This is a genomic window from Alteribacter natronophilus, assembly GCF_006007885.1.
GTDB lineage: Bacteria > Bacillota > Bacilli > Bacillales > Salisediminibacteriaceae > Alteribacter > Alteribacter natronophilus.
Window position 1 is genome coordinate 219687 of the sequence record NZ_VCRO01000004.1, and the last position, 16477, is coordinate 236163.

Here is a 16477-nt window from a genome sequence, read left to right on the forward strand (position 1 = left end):
AACCCGATGCCAGCGAAAACTGGACACGAATACATCAGCCGACTCAAAAAGGCGAACAACAACATCTACCTGCACGGCGAGCGGGTCAGCGACGTCACCGAACACCCCGGCCTTAAAAACGTCGTAAAGTCCATGGCCCGCCTGTACGACCTCCAGCACGAAAAAGCAGACAAAATGCTCTACACCTCACCCACAACCGGTGACAAAGTCGGCATGACATTCATGCAGCCGAAAACCATCGACGATCTCATTGCAAGAAGAGAGGCCATTCAGGAATGGGCCCGAACATCAGGCGGGATGATGGGCCGTTCGCCAGACTACCTGAACGCCGAAGTTATGGCGATGGGCGTTAACAACAAGCTTTTTGCCGAAGACGATCAGATGTTTGCCGATAACGCAGCCAAGTACTACGACTACGCACGGGAAAACGACATCAGCCTGACCCACACGCTCATCCATCCACAGGTTAACCGGGCGAAAGCCCAGCACGAGCAGAAGGATGCCAACGTGGCGCTTCATCTGGTGGAGAAAAAGAAAGACGGGATTATCGTTGACGGGATCCGTCTTCTTGCCACCCAGGGCGGCATCACCGATGAAATTCTCGTTTTTCCTTCCACAGTGAAAAAGTCAGGCGAACACGACGACCCGTATTCCGTCGCCTTTGCGATCCCGAACAACACGCCGGGCCTCAAGTTCCTCAGCCGGGAATCGTTCGACTACGGAAAAAGCGAGTGGGATCATCCTCTAAGCTCCAGGTTTGAGGAAGGGGACGCGATCGTCAGCTTCGAAAACGTGTTTGTACCCTGGGAGCGCGTGTTTGTATGCGGCAACTCGAGCATCTGTAACCGGACGTTCGCCGAAACCAATGCCGTCGTGCATATGTCCCACCAGGTTGTGGCGAAGAACATCGTGAAAACCGAGTTTCTTCTGGGAACGGTGCTGGGCGTTATGGACTCGATTGGGATCGACCAGTTTCAGCACGTAAAGGACAAAGGCACAGAAATCATGCTCGCTCTTGAAACGATGAAATCCCACCTGTTCCGTGCCGAGCACAACGCAAAGCCGGATGCATCCGGCACCATGACACCGGACTTTGAAGCACTGAATGCAGCCCGGAACTGGTATCCGCGCATTTACCCGCGCATGGTTGAAATCCTCCGTGTTCTCGGAGCGTCCGGCATGATGGGGATTCCGACCGAAGCGGACTTTCATCACGAGGATATCGGCCCGATTCTGCACCGGGGTCTTCAGGGTAAAAACCTGGAAGGCTACGAGCGGGTTCAGCTGTTCCGTCTTGCATGGGACATGACGATGAGCGCATTCGGCAGCCGTCAGATGCACTACGAATACTACTTTTTCGGTGACCCGATCAAAATGGGCATGTCCTACTTTGACCAGTACGAAAAAGACGAATACAAGCAGTACGTGTACGACTTTTTAAAAGAAACCAAGTCCAGTAAGCCTGGCGCGTTAAACGTGTAGAGAGAGGAGGAGAGACAGATGGGAGCAGATATAATCCGGACGGGACGGGTCGTTCTTCATGTTGCTGACCTGGAGCGGTCCAGAAAATTTTACGTGGATGCCCTCGGCTTCATCGAAACTGAAACACGTGGTGGCGAACTGTACCTTCGTGGACTGGAGGAGCACAATCATCACTCCATCCTCCTGAAACAAAGCGCCGCGCCCCGTGTGGAAGTGATCAGCTACAAGGTGATGAGTGACGGTGATCTTGACCGGCTTGAGGAACTTTTTACGTCAAAAGGCATGAAGACATCGTGGATGGAAAAAGGCAGTCAGCACGCCATCGGCCGCACCCTCCGCACGCAGGATGTATCCGGCATGCCGGTGGAATTTTACGCCGAGATGGACGGGGCGGAGCGGATGCTTCAGCGGTATGATCTTTATAAAGGTGCACGCGTCCAGCGGATCGATCACTTTAACTGTATGGTCCGTGATGTGGAGAAGGCGTATGAATTTTACACAGAGGAACTCGGGTTTAAGTGCTCGGAGTACACAGCAGCAGAAGATGAGCGCATCTGGGCGGCGTGGCTTCACCGCAAGCCGAGCGTACACGATGTGGCGTTTATGAACGGGAAGGGCCCGCGCCTTCACCACACCGGCTTCTGGCTGAGCGATCAGCTGAGTCTGATTCACGCCTGTGACGTCCTGGCATCGATGGGGTATACTGGAAACATCGAACGAGGCCCGGGGCGGCACGGTCTGTCGAACGCGTTCTTCCTTTACCTTCGAGATCCCGACGGCCACCGCATCGAACTTTACAACGGCGACTACCTGACGAGCGATCCGGACTTCAAGCCCGTCCGCTGGGACATTAACGACCCGCGACGTCAGACATTCTGGGGCCATGCTGCGCCTGACAGCTGGTTTGATGAAGCCTCCGAGGTGACGGATCTGTTTGCCGGCGAGGATACGGAGTCCGAAAAAGTCATGGCGGTAGGCGAGCCAAAGCTCAAGCAGCGAAAACCGACGTTTGTAATATAAGGAGGAATCTTTATGGACGATCAGCTTTTTAAGAAGGCGATGGGGAAATTCGCCACCGGTGTCACGGTTGTCACTACGGAAGTGGGGGAAAACGTGCACGGGATGACAGCGAACGCCTTCATGAGTGTATCGCTGGACCCGAAGCTCATTTTAATTTCCGTGGCCAACAGGGCGACAATGAAAGGTTATCTCGATGAATCCGGCAGCTTTGCCGTATCGATCCTTGCCGACAAGCAGGCAGACCTGAGCATGTATTTTGCCGGGCAGAAAAAAGACGACAAGAGCGTCGCTTTTGACGTCTTTGACAATATGCCGGTTCTGCACGGTTCGGTTGCGACGATCACGTGCGATGTGCACAATACCCACCTTGAAGGGGATCACACCCTTTACGTCGGCAAAGTACGCGACATCCGCGTGGACGATGAAGCGAAACCGCTCGGCTATTTTTCCGGGAAGTACTACAATCTCACAGACTGAAAAAGAACCAGCTCTCGTATTTGAGGGCTGGTTTTTAGTAAACAGAATGAAGGGATAAAGGAATTCGTTAGAATAACAGGGGAATTTGTTAGAAAGATTCTTGATTTCACTAATAAGGAGTGGGAGATAAGCAGGCCTCTGTCATTAAAGAAGAACAAAGCAAAGCGGCACGGGGAATTTACTCCCGGTGCCGCTTTTGCATCTTATAGGTGCATTGTTTCACTGCTGTTTGTAACGCTTATGAATGTTGTTTTTCTTGTACGTCCCGCCGTCCCCGAATTCGTAAAGCTCGAGGCTCAGGGCGAGGCCGCGCTGGTCGTAAACGGGCGAGAGATAATCGCAGAGCGAGTCAAACAGCTCACCGCAGGCATCGTCTTTCTGCTCCTGGGTCCGGCCTGGAGCAATTTTTACCGTGACATGGACAAATGCATCATCTGCACCGGCCCCGTCAGCAATCATATAATCCGTAAGCCGGATCGCCCGGCTACGGACACCGCCGACAGGAAAAACATCGGGACGATCGGTGAATACTTTATTTATTTTATCGAGAACAGTTTTCGGGTGGAACTCTTCACGTGTCAGGTTGTCGGTGTACTCTACGATAATGTGCGGCACGGTTACGCGCCTCCTTTCCGGTGGTGGGGGTGGGTGCCGTCGAGAGCCAGTTCCGCTGCATAAGGGGAGTACTGCCGGAGAAGCGCTTCGGATTCCTCGCGGCACACACCTTCAATGTAATGGTGCACCCGGTCGCGGATATATGGATTGGACTCGATGAACGGCTTCATGTTCATGTATTTGTCCTCGGCGGCAAACACGATCGAGCGGATGTTGGCCATCACGAGAGTCGTCAGGCACATGATGCACGGCTCCACGGTCGTGTAAATCACACATTCGGGTGCGTGTTTCATCAGGTAGGGGGCACAGTCGTTCATGGCGTTTGTTTCCGCATGGGAGATCTTGCTCTCCATCGTTTTGCGCATGTTGCTGCCCCGGGCGATGATCCGTCCTTCGTGGACAATCACAGCACCGATCGGCAGGTCCCCGCGTTTACCCGCAGCTTCCGCTTCTTTCAGGGCTTCCTTCATAAAACGATGATGGTCGAGTCCGGCAATATGGTCACTCACCAGCGGTCACCTTTTTCCCGGTTACGGTGCTTGTGAGACGGCCGAGGCCTTCAATTTCGGTCACAACTTCATCCCCCGGTTCCACATTGACTGTTCCTTTCGGGGTTCCGGTAAGGATGACATCCCCTTCACCGAGTGTCATAAAGCTGCTCAGGTACTCGATCAGGCCAGGGATGTCAAAAATCATGTTGGCGGTGGTGCCTTCCTGGGTGAGCTCACCGTTAACGTATGTGCGGAGCTGCAGGTTCATCGGGTCATCCACGTCTTCTGCATCCGTAAACCACGGACCGAGCGGGGTGCAGTAATCTCTGTTTTTTACCCGGAGATTCGGCCGGTAGTAGTTTTCGAGAAGGTCCCGGAACGCGTAATCGTTGGCAATCGTGTAGCCTGCCACTACGTCGTAGGCATCCTCTTTTTTCACGTTGCGGGCGGTGCGGCCGATCACGACGGCGAGCTCACACTCGTAGTGCATGAACGTTACACCGTCCGGACGTTCGGATTCGCCGCGGTGGCCGACGAACGTGTTCGGTCCTTTTAAAAAGACGAGCGGTTCCTCAGGTGCGTTAAACGCCAGTTCACTGGCGTGATCCGCGTAGTTGAGGCCGAGGGCAAAAACAGTCCGGGGCTCAAACGGCGTGAGCCACTGAACATCGTTTTCATTCACGATTCGTCCGTCCTGAAGTTTCAAAAGCCCATCGGAAGCTTCGAATGCTTCGTGTACAGCACCTGCATAGACAACTCTCGCTTTTTTCATCAGCTTCGTCCTCCTTTTACAGCAGACAGTTCGGCTTCCGGTACGACAGCGTTTTCAAGAATGCCGACACCTTCCACGTGGATGCGGACCCGGTCGCCTGCCTTGATGAGCGGCGGATCTTCGGCAACTCCCACAAGCAGGGTGTCCCCTTCGTTCAGCGTCATAAATTCCGTCACGTCGGCAATCAGCTGCCGCACGTTGCGAACGAGGCTTCGGGTTGTGTTTTCCTGAACGAGCCTGCCGTTTACCCAGCAGCGGATGGTGAGGTCGTCCGGCGAGCCGAGGCAGTCTTTTTCCACGATCCAAGGGCCGATCGGGCAGAAACCGTCTCGGGCGCGGTGTTTCACAGCAGGGCGGAACACGCTCTCGTGTGGAACGGTGACATCGTTTACGACGGTGTAGCCGAGGACGTAATCAAGGGCGTGTTCCTTCTGAACCTTTGAAGCTGTCCTGCCGATCACCACACCGAGCGTGGGGCCCGCCTGAAGGGTATCGCTCCCCTCGGGAAGAGGCACGGGCCGGTTATGACTGGTCAGTGTGTTGCGCGGTTTTATGTAGAGTACCGGTGCTTCCGGCGGCTTTTTGTACGGGTCCTGGTAGACTTCCTCTCCCATCTTCGCCAGCGCTCCCTTAAAATTCAGCAGCGTACCGTACACGGTGCCGGATACGACCGTGTCGTACTGGAGTTCTTCAATGTTCTGCTGTACCCCTTCGTACATAAGACTTGAGCCGGTCGGATCAACGGACGCCTCGAGGGCGTGTTCGCGGCCCGCCAGGCGGACTCTTACTTTCTGCATCACAGACACTCCTTTTTTTATCTGAATGTTCACGCTTTTATTGTAACATGATTTGCCAGTGCACAGCTTTTGAGAGGGCAGTCGAAAGTTGTTATACTTTGAAAATGTAAAGGAAACGTGATGATCGTGCGGGTGATTGTTCCCGTACAGCAGAATACAGCAGAGGAGTTGGGGCATATGGCAATGACAGCACACCCGAAAGACCTTGGTCTTTTTCAGACGATCAATGAACGGCATTCTGTAAGAAAGTACGATCCGGAGGCGGAACTTCCCCAGGAGGATCTTACGGCAATTCTTGAGGCGGCAGCGAAAGCACCGTCCTCCTGGAACCTGCAGCACTGGAAGTTTCTCGTGATAGACGACCCGGCAAAAAAGGAAGAACTCCTTCCGATCGCCTACAATCAGCAGCAGATCGTGGACAGCTCGGCTGTCATCGCGGTGCTCGGTGACCTGAACGCAAATGAAAGCGCGGAAGAGGTGTATCAGGGAGCAGTGGATAACGGCTTTATGACTGAAGAGATCCGTGACACCCTCGTCGGGCAGATCAACAAAGCATACGAAGGTGACACGCCGTTCCCGCGGGATGAAGCGGTCCTGAACGCGTCACTCGCATCCATGAACCTGATGCTCGCAGCAAAAGCACTCGGCTACGACACGTGTCCGATGGGCGGCTTCCAGCGGGGCAGATTCATGGAGCAGTTCAACGTGCCGGAACGCTACGTACCGGTTATGCTTCTGACGGTCGGAAAAGCAGCTAAGCCGGCGCACCAGTCCGCGCGCTTCGATCTGGATCGGGTAGTTGTGAAGAACAGTTTTTAAGCAGTTGAATAGATTTGGGAGAAGCCGGTTCCGGGTATGGGGCCGGTTTTTCTTTTTTGGGAGGCATGTGAGGTGAAAGGGGCGGCTGTGCGGTTGTGCGGGTGTGTGTCGTATTTTGTCGCTTCGCCGATATCCGACCCTTGACCGTCGATTTCCCGGGTTTGACTGACGATTTCCCGGGATTTTCTGTCGATATCATTCTGAGATGACGATCCATATCCGTGCTGCGAAGGTCGATATCCGCCGGTTCTCTGCCGGCCCTCCGCCCACCCTCTGTGCTGCCGCGTCCCCGCGGACCCTGCCAATGTTTGAAACCCGGTCAACGGGGTATCGTTACCCTACAGTGACCTTACATGGAGGTGTAAGAAATGGCCAGACCCGTAGTTGCCGTTATGGACTCGATGGATCAGAAAGAGGAAGTATTCGCGGAACTTCTCCGCGATAAAGGCTATAAAGAGGACGACATCCGGATCATCTCCCAGGATGATGAGGAAGCAAAACACTATACACGCTTTTTTGAGCAGGGAGATTATGTTGTTACCGTTGACGTGGAAAAGGACATCGGTAAAAAGCATAAAACCGATCCTGAGGCAAACTTCCGTAACCCGGATCCGCTTGCCCGTCAGGAACACCCGCCCCACCACCATATGAAGCGGGGACTTTAATACAGGAAAAAGCTGCCGGCACTACGTGTGCGGGCAGCTTTTTTTTCAGCATCCTACTCATATTCCCATTCAAGCGACTCATCCTCAGCCAGCCGATCGAGCGTACGCAGATGATCCCGTCCCGGGTCGCGGATTTCAGCTGTGTTGAGGCACGCCTCCCCTGCGAAAAACGAAGTGTGATTTAGCCGGGTGCGGATATACACATTGTACTCACGCTCCTCGTGACAGTTCCCGCTCCTGAGGCGGAGCCCTTTAAAGTCGTCCAGCACCTGATGAATCATGTCCTCATCTTCTATCCGGAGCCTTGCACGCTGGAGTCCGTCAGCACCTTCATCCCCGCCCTGATATCTTTCCACCGTCATCCATCTTAAATCTTCCTGATCATCCAGCTGATCAAGAAAGACCTCATCAAACGTCGTGTTCTGTGTGAAGCTGTAAATCATCCCTGTCCCGATCACTGCTATCCCAATCGCAGTAACGAGGGCACTGCGGTCTTTCATAAACCGCCTTAAAATAAGCGTAATTCCAAAGACAACTGCCGCAAACGCCGTAACCCAGAACAGCACCCAGAGAATCGCAGACAATACATGCACCATGTTTTCACGTCTCCCAAATCTATGAATTCATCCACGAGTACCAAATAACCACTGGTATTAGTCCATGTACTCCCACTCAAGCGACTCATCCTCAGCCAGCCGATCGAGCGTACGCAGATGATCCCGTCCCGGGTCGCGTATGGTATAGGAATAGCTGAAGCACGATTCGCCGGCCGAAAATGAAGGGAGTGACTGACCGACTAGGCGGTTATTGATATACACGTAGTACTCGTGATCCTCGTAACAGCGGCTTTCCCTCAGCCGCAGACCCTTAAAGTCTTCTATTACCTGCCGAATGACCTCCTTATCCTCTATCCGCACCTGGGCGCGAAGGGAGCCATCGTCTTCCGGGTCGAGGTACCTATCCACCCTCATCGATCTGATATTGTCCGAGTCATCCCAACCATCCGACAGGTGAAGGTCATCAAACGTTGTATTATGCGTCCACAGGTAAAGACCTCCAAACCCCGCAACGATCACGGAGACGGCCGTCGCCAGTGCGACCCTGTTATCTATGAACCGCCACAGAATAAACGTAATTCCCAAAACAACCGCCGCAAACGCCACCACCCAGAACAGCACCGACAGCATCGCCATTACATAGTCCATCCATACCACTTCCCCGAATATTCATACATTTTTCCAAGCGTACCAGACTGGCATGAAAAGGTAAACAATTCCAACCGGGCCTCCAAACCCTCCTCCCGGACAAACCAGGCACTGTTATAGTAGACTCGTAAACAGATCAAACAGCCTGAAAGGACACTCACATGATTATCGAACTCATCTTTCTTTTTGCCATTATCCTTGTCGGCGGTTTCGTCCAGGGCGTGAGCGGATTCGGGCTCGGCCTCGTCGTTATGGGCTTTCTGCCGCTTCTGTTTACCGTTAAGGAAAGCGCGCTCCTCGTGATGGTGCTTTTGCTTACCGCTTCTCTCACCGTGCTCGTGAAAACGTGGCGCCACTTGGAAATCAAAGCGCTCATCGCCATCGGGGCTGCGGCCCTCATCGGACGAGTCGCCGCCTTTTTTGTGCTCACAAATTACGGGGATCTCGACGTTATGCGACTCTGGCTCGGCATCTTTCTCATCACCATGGTTGCCTGGATGTTTTTAAACGGGAGGCGCCGCACGAAGCCCGATGCAGTCCCGGGACCATTCACCACCGCGGCACTCGGCACGACCGGCGGCTTTATCGGCGGCGTGTTTGCCGTTGGAGGCCCGTTTTTCGTGTTCTACTTTCTCATGCGCTATAAGGATAAATTCAAGTACAACGCCGGCATGCAGGCCATCGTCGTCGTCACGTGTCTCTTTTCCCTCACTCTCCACGGGGCGGGGGGCGACTTTGACGCCGCCTTTACCTATTATGTGGCGGCCGGTATCATCGCCACTCTCATCGGTACCAGACTCGGATTCCGCCTGTTTGAAAAACTGAGAAACGACCGGATCCGCACGATCGCCATGGTGCTCGTCTTTTTCGCCGGTATCAACCTCGTCGTTTTCGGATAAAATAAGATCCCTCCGCCACCTTAAAAACGCACAGCCGGTCAGCCCTTTTACGGGCCTGCCCGGCAGGTGCCATCCCGCACTCCCGCCATTCAATTCCCAGCCCTGTCCTCAATTGCAAAATTACTGGAAAACCCGGAGTTTCCGGACGAATTTTTATAAAAGTCATGATATGATAGTCATAGATTTGTATGTTTGCACGATGAATTTCGTGAATATTGAAACAGATCGCTCCGGTCCTTTGAAACCGGTGCGTCTAACTGATATGAAACTATGAAAGCAGGAGGCAGACACCGATGGAAAAACGTACAGAAGAATCGGCAGTGACACAGCCGTTTGTGGATAAGATCATCAATAACGTGGAAAAAGTGGTAGTCGGAAAGAGGGAGGAAATTGAACTGAGTCTGATTGCCATGCTGAGCGGCGGGCACGTTCTCCTCGAAGACGTTCCGGGCGTCGGGAAGACGATGATGGTCAGAGCCATCGCCAAATCCCTGGGCGCTGATTTCAAGCGGATCCAGTTCACACCCGATCTCCTTCCGTCTGACGTGACAGGGGTAAGTGTGTACAACCAGCAGACGATGGACTTTGTGTTCAGGAAAGGACCGATCATGTCCAACGTGGTGCTGGCAGACGAAATTAACCGGACGTCGCCGAAAACCCAGGCGGCTCTTCTTGAGGCCCTTGAGGAAGGGAGTGTCACGACAGACGGGGAAACACGTGAGCTGAACAAGCCGTTTTTCGTTATGGCCACCCAGAACCCGATCGAGTACGGCGGTACCTACCCGCTTCCTGAGGCACAGCTCGACCGCTTCCTTTTTAAATTCAAAATCGGTTATCCGACGAGACACGAGGAGCTGGAAGTACTGAACCGGGTCGAAAAGCGCCACCCGATTGAGGATCTCGAGGAAGTGCTCACCCTCGAAGAGCTGCTCGGGATGCAGAAGGACGTCCTCGATGTATACGTGGATGAAACGGTAAAAACTTACATCATCAGCCTCGTGAATAACACGAGAAAGCACCACGCGGTTTACCTGGGGGCCAGTCCCCGTGCATCGATTGCCCTCATGAAGGCCGGACAGGCCTACGCGTACATGCAGGGACGGGATTACGTGGTGCCGGATGACATTAAGTACCTTGCCCCGTACGCTCTAAGTCACCGTGTGCTGCTCAGCAGCGATGCGAAGCTGTCCAACCTCACAAACGACCGGGTGGTAAAAGACATCGTTGCCCAGGTGACGGTTCCTGTAAAAAAGGAAGCATTTAAGTAATGCCTGCAATGCGGAAATCGTTTCAGGCAGTGGGGAAGGTGCTGAAAGTCCTTGCCATGATTGCGGTCATCGCAGGCACTTTCAGCTACGCCATGTTTCAGGGCGGTTTTGTTCCCTGGTTTCTCTTTTACACCGTTTCAGCAATTATCGTCATGATGATTCTGTACCTGGCGGTGCCTCTCGGGGCATTTGAGGTGACCCGTGAAACAGGACAGCAGGCTGCGGTGGCCGGATCGAAGCTCACGGTGACCGTTACGATCCGCCGGAAATGGCCGTTTCCGTTTCTGTACCTTAACGTCCGCGACGACATGGAGGACAGTCTCCGGAAACAGCTCGATATGTCCCCTGAAATTATTTTTTACCCGACCATGAAGAGTGAGCTGAGCTTTCAGTACGCAATTCCATCGGCAAAACGGGGGGAGTATCAGTTTCATGGTATTCATCTGGAGACGGCGGACATGTTCGGCCTCTATAAGAAAACGAAAACGGTGGACGCAGCCGATAAACTGCTCGTTTATCCTTCCTATCATCCGATTGAACGGTGGTCGGCCTATGAGCGCCACGATACGGAAACTCGTCTCAGTGCCTCCGATTTTGTTCAGGACGTGACGTCTGTGGCAGGTTCCCGGGAATACGTGCCGGGGGACAAGCTGACGAGCATCGACTGGAAAGTATCGGCCCGTGCAAACAAGCTGATGACCAAGGAGTTTGAGGAATACATCGGCCAGAATTTTCTCATTGCCTTAAACGGCGTTGTCCAGGACAAGAAGCGGGAAACGGTGGAAGCATTCGAGAAGAGTATTGAACTCGTAACTTCCATCATTATGTACGCCCATGGACGCCAGCTGCAGTACGGCCTGTGGACGCTGAGCAGGGACTCTTCACAGTTTCCTCTGGACGGTGGGACGGATCAGCAGCGCCGGCTCGTGTACCACCTGGCAAAACTGAAAGCGGAGACGAAAGGGAGCTTTGAGGCACGTCTTAAGGAAAGCGAAGACCGGATTCCTGCCGGGGTATCGCTTATTCTTGTTACAACCCGGCTTACAGACGCCTTTCTCGACCGGGTGAACATTCTTCTCAGCCGCAGAGTCCGTGTCTACGTGTGCCTGCTTGCCGTCGGCGGCGGACAGGATCAGTGGGAAAAACAGCGGTTCCACGAACTGAAGCGCCAGGGTGCTGTCGCCTATGTTATAAGTGACGGCAGCCTTGATCACGCTGAGACTACGTATAAGGGTGAACGCTATGAAACGATCAGCTGAAAAAACGAAGCATACATTCGTTCACTTTCTCGTGTACGCACTCGGCTTTCTGCTCGTTTGGGAGTGGCTCAGGCCGATTCCGGTTGTCACGAACACAGGTGACATTGAGGTATTTGTCCTGTTTGCCCTGTTCAGCTTTCTGATGATTTTTATGAAAATTCCCCTGTATGTCATGATTCCGCTCCTGTTTGCAGGGAGTATATACGCCATCCACCTCGTGTTCGGGGAGGGCAGCTTTCTGACCAGGGAAGGGGGCGGTGCGTCAATCCGACTGTTTTTTGAGGATGTGGCGTATAACTTTTCCCTGATTGCCTCGTGGAACCTTGAGGTGCTCACCGATCCGTTCCGGACGTTGCTTGTGCTTCTGCTGCTTTCACTTGTGGCCTACCTGATCTACTTCTGGATCTTTCACATTAAGCGGATCTTTTTCTTCCTTTTTGCCACCGTTGTATACGTGGCAGTGCTCGATACATTTACGGCGGTGGATGCGAGCATGGCCATCGTCCGGATCGTTGTAATCGGCTTTTTCCTCGTGAGCCTGCTGCACATGCTCTCGGTTCAGGCAAAAGAAAGGAAGATCGGACGCAGGTCCGCCTCGTTTATGTCAACGGCGTGGCTGTACTCCCTCGTTTTTATGATTCTGGCGGCAACCACCGTCGGCTATGCAGCGCCGAAAATGGAGCCCCAGTGGTCGGATCCGGTGCCGGCATTTGAGCGTTGGGTAACCGGCGAAGGGACAGGCTCCGGCGGCGGAATCCGCCGTGTCGGATACGGGGATAATGACGAGCGTCTTGGCGGCGGTTTCGTTCAGGACGAAAATCCAGTGTTTTACGCAGAAACAGACCAGCCGGGCTACTGGCGCGGAGAATCAAAGCACGAATATACCGGCCACGGCTGGGTGTCCGAGCCCGACTATCGTGAATCCGAAACGGTGTACGGCGAGGCGGTAAACTACCGGATGTATACCGGGGACGTGGAAACGACCGCTCATACGGCCAGCCTGGAAATGGTGGAAGGAGCAGGCTTTCCGAATTTATTTTATCCGGGACAGATTACGGCTCTGAACACCGATGGGATGACGCTCACGGTAAACGGGGATGCATCGGACGTAACGCCGCAGTTTTATACTGATGTTGTGGGCGGGGAAGTGACATCCCGGACAGCTGCGGAAGACGACGATATCCGTCTGACCAGCTACAGCGTGGACTACGGGTACCCGTCGTTCGACATATCTTCACTTGAGCTTGAGGAGCCGCAGGACCCGGACTTTATTACCGGCCGGTTCCTGCAGCTGCCCGATGAGCTGCCGGAGCGTGTGGTGGAGCTTGCAGAGGAAATTACCGAAGACGCAGACAACCGCTACGAGATGGCTGTTGCCGTCGAGCAGTATTTCAGGCAGAACGACTTCGAGTACGCCACTTCCGGCATTCCTGTTCCGGAAGAGGGACAGGACTATGTGGATCAGTTCCTGTTTGAGAGCCGGATCGGATACTGTGACAACTATTCCACCTCCATGGCTGTCCTTCTTCGGGCAGTGGACGTGCCGACCCGCTGGGTAAAGGGATTTACCGACGGGGAGCCGGTTGAAACGCTCGATGACGACAGGCAGCGCTATGAGGTGACCAACGGAAACGCCCACTCGTGGGTGGAAGTGTACTTCCCGGAAACAGGCTGGGTACCGTTCGAGCCGACCCAGGGCTTTAACAATAACGTTGATTTCACCCAGGAAACAGAAGACGTTGACGTGAATTCGGAAGATGATCAGGACCAGGCGGACATTGACCGTCCGGACATGCCGCTGGAAGAAGATATGATGGCACCGGATGACAGTGACATCGACGAAGGCGGTGCCGGAGCCGGCGGAGGAGGGACCGGGACGGGACTGAGTGCCGGAGACTGGCTCTCCCCGAAACCGATTCTGATTTCGATCGTCGCTCTCGTGCTCGTGATGATTATGTATGAAAAGAAACACCGGATCCTGAACCGTTACTTCCTGTTTCATTACAAGCTGTTCGGAAACGACGCCCGCTTCACGAATGCCTATCACCGGGCACTGTGGCTGCTTGATAATGAAGGTATTCCACGTGCTGAAGGGGAGACGCTCCGGGAATACGCCCGCCGGGTGGACCATATTACGGGCACGATGGCCATGGGGCGCCTGACCGAGCGCTATGAGCGTATGACTTACGGCGGCAGGGAAGAGGAGCGCAACTGGCGTGAGGACAAAGCTTCATGGGAAGAACTGGTAAATTCCCTGAAGTTCTGACCTCTTGACCGGGTGAATGTTCACTGTTAAAATGAATCCGTTCAAGCGTACGGACAGGTGCCGGCTCTGTGCCGGGCACCAGGCATGAAAAATCAGCGCGAATCCTTCGTATATCCTCAGGAATAGGGCCTGAGAGTCTCTACCGGGTTGCCGATAACGACCTGACTATGAAGGCAGAATTTCCAGTACCGGAATTCTGCCTTTCTGTCTTTCCAGGAGTCTCTGGATGGGAAGGGGGAGTTCCGGTTTTTTGTACCCTTTTCGGGTTCAAAATTCGTTTTCTGTGCGCAGAGATTGAATGCTCCGTTAAACGTCATCCGCTCGCTTTCCGCGGCGGTGGCGATGAGCCTCCTCGGCTTTGCCTGCGGGGTCTCATCAGGCCCCCCACTGCCGCAGGAGTCTCGCTGCTGACGTTTAACTTCGCAAAAGCTGCCCAGGTACCGTTTACTTTTAAATGGATAAAATCCCAGTATAAGAACGGAGCGGAAGGCGGCGACTCCTGCGGGAAAAGCAACTGGCGAAGACCCTGGAGGGACAAGCGTTTACGTCCTGAGTTCGCGTCGAGCTGCTTCGACGCAGACACTTCGAAGCGATTCCGGCAGAGGAAGAAGCACGGCTACTACTCTGCTGGCTGAGGCGTTGCCCGCGGAAAGCGTCCGCCTGGAGCGGAGAGATATTTATTTTAAAAAGACAGACCGTGGTCTGCTGCGCGGTGAAGGTGTGTGCGGGGCCGGGGTTATCTTTATAGATCAGGTGATTTGGACCTGGAGCTTGTTTTCTTTTGCAAGAAAGCGGGTTTGACCGACCATACTAAGCGGTGAGCGTATGTCGGGAAATTTCATGGTAAAGGTGGATGAATGATGCAGGAAATTAATGAGAAGGTTATCGTTCTTGATTTCGGGGGGCAGTACAATCAGCTGATTACGCGGCGGATCCGTGATCTTGGTGTGTTCAGTGAGCTTCGTTCCCATAAAATTACGGCGGATGAGGTCCGTGAGATCAATCCGGCGGGTATTATTTTTTCCGGTGGTCCGGGGAGCGCGTACGTGGAAGGTGCACCGAGCTGTGATCCGGAGCTGTTCGAGCTTGGGATTCCGATCCTCGGGATCTGCTACGGTATGCAGCTGATGACGCATCACTTTGAAGGCAAGGTGGAAGCGGCGAATCATCGTGAGTACGGCAAGGCGATGATTACGGTGGAGAATGAGAACAAGCTGTATGAAGGTCTGCCTGCCGAGCAGAGTGTGTGGATGAGCCACGGGGACAAGGTTATTGCACCGCCGGCCGGCTTTACTGTGGATGCGACGAACGTATCGTGCCCGGTTGCGGGAATGAGTGATGTGAGCCGTAAGTTCTACGGTGTGCAGTTCCACCCTGAGGTGCGCAACACGGAGTACGGGAGCGAGCTTCTCAAGAATTTCGTGTACAACATCTGCGAGTGTGAAGGCAGCTGGACGATGGAAAACTTCATCGACATGGAAGTGGAAAAAGTGCAGAAGGCGGTCGGCGACCGTCAGGTACTGTGTGCACTGAGCGGCGGCGTGGATTCGTCTGTTGTGGCTGCACTCATCCACAAGGCGATCGGTGATCAGCTTACGTGTATGTTCATCGACCACGGTCTTCTCCGTAAAGGGGAAGCGGAAAGCGTGATGAAGACGTTCACGGAAGGCTTCGATATGAACGTGATGAAAATCGATGCCCAGGACCGTTTCCTCGGTAAGCTTGCGGGTGTGAGCGATCCTGAAGAGAAGCGTAAGGTTATCGGTAACGAGTTCATCTACGTGTTTGAAGAGGAAGCGGGCAAGCTGAAGGACATGGACTTCCTTGCGCAGGGCACGCTTTACACGGATATTATCGAGAGTGGTACGGACACGGCTCAGACGATCAAGTCGCACCACAACGTAGGCGGTCTGCCTGAGGACATGAAGTTTGACCTGATTGAACCGCTGAACACGCTGTTTAAAGATGAAGTTCGTGAAGTGGGCTCGGAGCTCGGTCTGCCGGACGAAGTCGTATGGCGCCAGCCGTTCCCTGGACCGGGTCTCGGGATCCGTGTGCTCGGGGAAATTACGGATGAGAAGCTTGAAATCGTTCGTGAATCAGATGCGATTCTTCGTGAAGAGATTAAGAATGCCGGGCTTGAGCGTGAGATCTGGCAGTACTTCACGGCGCTTCCGGATATGCGCAGTGTCGGTGTCATGGGAGATGAGCGTACGTACGACTACACGGTCGGTGTCCGTGCGGTAACGTCGATTGATGGTATGACGTCCGACTGGGCGCGGATTCCTTACGATGTGCTGGAGAGGATCTCTACGCGGATCGTCAACGAAGTGGCGAACGTAAACCGCGTCGTGTATGACATTACGAGCAAGCCGCCTTCCACAATTGAGTGGGAGTAAGGTTTATATAGGTATAAGGTTATTGGGCCGTCCCCTGGTGGGG

16 protein-coding genes and 1 riboswitch are annotated in these 16477 nt (G+C 53.9%); of the genes, 10 read left to right on the forward strand and 6 right to left on the reverse strand.

All coding sequences use genetic code 11. The features are described from left to right. Positions 1-6: 6 nt before the first annotated feature. Genes hpaB through FGB90_RS14010 form a run of 3 tightly spaced genes read left to right on the forward strand, consistent with a single transcriptional unit; the run spans position 7 to position 2979 of the window. Positions 7-1482 (forward strand): 4-hydroxyphenylacetate 3-monooxygenase, oxygenase component, encoded by a 1476-nt coding sequence (hpaB, locus tag FGB90_RS14000; protein ID WP_138811467.1) that lies wholly within the window; start codon positions 7-9, stop codon positions 1480-1482. Between the two features lie 18 nt (positions 1483-1500). Then, positions 1501-2502, forward strand: a complete 1002-nt coding sequence (gene hpaD / locus FGB90_RS14005) for a 3,4-dihydroxyphenylacetate 2,3-dioxygenase (protein ID WP_138811468.1) — start codon at positions 1501-1503, stop codon at positions 2500-2502. 12 nt (positions 2503-2514) lie between these two features. Next, a complete protein-coding gene (locus FGB90_RS14010; RefSeq protein ID WP_138811469.1) occupies positions 2515-2979 on the forward strand; it encodes a flavin reductase family protein in 465 nt (154 codons plus the stop codon). Positions 2980-3198: 219 nt separating this feature from the next. Here the strand turns inward: FGB90_RS14010 and FGB90_RS14015 are convergent, their stop codons facing one another. Genes FGB90_RS14015 through FGB90_RS14030 form a run of 4 tightly spaced genes read right to left on the reverse strand, consistent with a single transcriptional unit; the run spans position 3199 to position 5654 of the window. Then, a complete protein-coding gene (locus FGB90_RS14015; RefSeq protein ID WP_138811470.1) occupies positions 3199-3594 on the reverse strand; it encodes a 5-carboxymethyl-2-hydroxymuconate Delta-isomerase in 396 nt (131 codons plus the stop codon). Positions 3595-3596: 2 nt separating this feature from the next. After that, positions 3597-4103 carry a nucleoside deaminase gene (locus FGB90_RS14020; RefSeq protein WP_138811471.1) on the reverse strand — a complete coding sequence of 169 codons (507 nt, stop codon included), beginning with the start codon at positions 4101-4103 and terminating at the stop codon, positions 3597-3599. Then, positions 4096-4857: a fumarylacetoacetate hydrolase family protein gene (locus tag FGB90_RS14025; RefSeq protein WP_138811472.1), complete on the reverse strand. Its 762-nt coding sequence runs from the start codon at positions 4855-4857 to the stop codon at positions 4096-4098. Before FGB90_RS14025 ends, FGB90_RS14020 begins: the two co-directional genes overlap by 8 nt. Next, entirely contained in the window at positions 4857-5654 is a 798-nt protein-coding gene (locus FGB90_RS14030; protein WP_138811473.1) for a fumarylacetoacetate hydrolase family protein, read from the reverse strand. Before FGB90_RS14030 ends, FGB90_RS14025 begins: the two co-directional genes overlap by 1 nt. Before the next feature lie 177 nt (positions 5655-5831). Between FGB90_RS14030 and FGB90_RS14035 the strand changes: the two genes are divergently transcribed. Next, on the forward strand, positions 5832-6473 hold the full coding sequence (locus tag FGB90_RS14035; protein WP_138811474.1) for a nitroreductase family protein: 642 nt from the start codon (positions 5832-5834) through the stop codon (positions 6471-6473). 368 nt (positions 6474-6841) lie between these two features. Continuing rightward, positions 6842-7138, forward strand: a complete 297-nt coding sequence (locus FGB90_RS14040; RefSeq protein ID WP_138811475.1) for a hypothetical protein — start codon at positions 6842-6844, stop codon at positions 7136-7138. Positions 7139-7191: 53 nt separating this feature from the next. On the opposite strand, the gene FGB90_RS14045 is transcribed toward FGB90_RS14040, so the two are convergent. Both FGB90_RS14045 and FGB90_RS14050 read right to left on the reverse strand, forming a co-directional pair. Continuing rightward, complete coding sequence (locus FGB90_RS14045; RefSeq protein WP_138811476.1) at positions 7192-7734, reverse strand: hypothetical protein; 543 nt, start codon at positions 7732-7734, stop codon at positions 7192-7194. A 57-nt stretch (positions 7735-7791) separates the two neighbouring features. Beyond that, positions 7792-8343 carry a hypothetical protein gene (locus FGB90_RS14050; RefSeq protein ID WP_138811477.1) on the reverse strand — a complete coding sequence of 184 codons (552 nt, stop codon included), beginning with the start codon at positions 8341-8343 and terminating at the stop codon, positions 7792-7794. A gap of 161 nt (positions 8344-8504) precedes the next feature. Here FGB90_RS14050 and FGB90_RS14055 point away from each other — a divergent pair, with 161 nt between their 5' ends. From FGB90_RS14055 to guaA, 5 genes are all read left to right on the forward strand, one after another. Continuing rightward, positions 8505-9242 (forward strand): sulfite exporter TauE/SafE family protein, encoded by a 738-nt coding sequence (locus FGB90_RS14055; protein ID WP_138811478.1) that lies wholly within the window; start codon positions 8505-8507, stop codon positions 9240-9242. Positions 9243-9535: 293 nt separating this feature from the next. After that, complete coding sequence (locus tag FGB90_RS14060; RefSeq protein WP_138811479.1) at positions 9536-10510, forward strand: AAA family ATPase; 975 nt, start codon at positions 9536-9538, stop codon at positions 10508-10510. After that, complete coding sequence (locus FGB90_RS14065) at positions 10510-11769, forward strand: DUF58 domain-containing protein (RefSeq protein ID WP_138811480.1); 1260 nt, start codon at positions 10510-10512, stop codon at positions 11767-11769. Before FGB90_RS14060 ends, FGB90_RS14065 begins: the two co-directional genes overlap by 1 nt. Next, positions 11753-14035, forward strand: a complete 2283-nt coding sequence (locus tag FGB90_RS14070; protein ID WP_138811481.1) for a DUF4129 domain-containing transglutaminase family protein — start codon at positions 11753-11755, stop codon at positions 14033-14035. The genes FGB90_RS14065 and FGB90_RS14070 overlap by 17 nt, the downstream gene beginning before the upstream one ends. An 86-nt stretch (positions 14036-14121) precedes the next feature. Beyond that, a riboswitch (purine riboswitch) is annotated at positions 14122-14223 on the forward strand. A 672-nt stretch (positions 14224-14895) separates the two neighbouring features. Continuing rightward, positions 14896-16434: a glutamine-hydrolyzing GMP synthase gene (gene guaA, locus FGB90_RS14075; protein ID WP_138811676.1), complete on the forward strand. Its 1539-nt coding sequence runs from the start codon at positions 14896-14898 to the stop codon at positions 16432-16434. Positions 16435-16477 lie beyond the last annotated feature (43 nt).